We start from the raw sequence: 636 nt of genomic DNA, 5'->3' as shown, positions 1-636 counted from the left end.
GGTTGCGGGGACAGGATTTGAACCTGCGACCTTCGGGTTATGAGCCCGACGAGCTACCGTGCTGCTCCACCCCGCGACAATATAATGTTTTTTTAAAAAATGGAGGAGGTAGAGGGATTCGAACCCCCGCGCGACTCTCGCCGCCTGTCGGTTTTCAAGACCGATCCCTTCAGCCGAACTTGGGTATACCTCCGAGATATAAAGCTTTAGTGGTGGACCTTGTAGGACTCGAACCTACGACCGGACGGTTATGAGCCGTCTGCTCTAACCAGCTGAGCTAAAGGTCCTTTATGGTAGCGGCGGAGGGGATCGAACCCCCGACCTCACGGGTATGAACCGTACGCTCTAGCCAGCTGAGCTACACCGCCATAAAATATATTAAAATAAGTGGAGCCTAGCGGGATCGAACCGCTGACCTCCTGCGTGCAAGGCAGGCGCTCTCCCAGCTGAGCTAAGGCCCCGTGTTTTTGGAAAATCGGGAAGACAGGATTTGAACCTGCGACCCCCTGGTCCCAAACCAGGTGCTCTACCAAGCTGAGCCACTTCCCGTTAATAAAAGCGCGCCCGAGAGGAGTCGAACCCCTAACCTCTTGATCCGTAGTCAAACGCTCTATCCAATTGAGCTACGGGCGCATA

General features: G+C 54.6%; 7 tRNA genes. All 7 read right to left on the bottom strand.

Going from position 1 to position 636, the window contains the following annotated elements:
• Positions 1-2 precede the first annotated feature (2 nt).
• Positions 3-76 (bottom strand) — tRNA-Met (locus JDS99_RS30890).
• 24 nt (positions 77-100) lie between these two features.
• Positions 101-193 (bottom strand) — tRNA-Ser (locus tag JDS99_RS30885).
• A gap of 17 nt (positions 194-210) precedes the next feature.
• Positions 211-287 (bottom strand) — tRNA-Ile (locus JDS99_RS30880).
• 4 nt (positions 288-291) lie between these two features.
• Positions 292-368, bottom strand: a tRNA-Met gene (locus JDS99_RS30875).
• A 20-nt stretch (positions 369-388) separates the two neighbouring features.
• A tRNA-Ala gene (locus JDS99_RS30870) sits at positions 389-461 on the bottom strand.
• Between the two features lie 14 nt (positions 462-475).
• A tRNA-Pro gene (locus JDS99_RS30865) sits at positions 476-549 on the bottom strand.
• A 10-nt stretch (positions 550-559) separates the two neighbouring features.
• A tRNA-Arg gene (locus tag JDS99_RS30860) sits at positions 560-633 on the bottom strand.
• Between the last annotated feature and the right edge of the window lie 3 nt (positions 634-636).

Source organism: Bacillus cereus group sp. N6, assembly GCF_016483705.1.
Lineage (GTDB): Bacteria > Bacillota > Bacilli > Bacillales > Bacillaceae_G > Bacillus_A > Bacillus_A wiedmannii.
The sequence above is the reverse complement of the archived record's forward strand: the minus strand, read 5'-3'. Positions and strand labels throughout refer to the sequence as shown.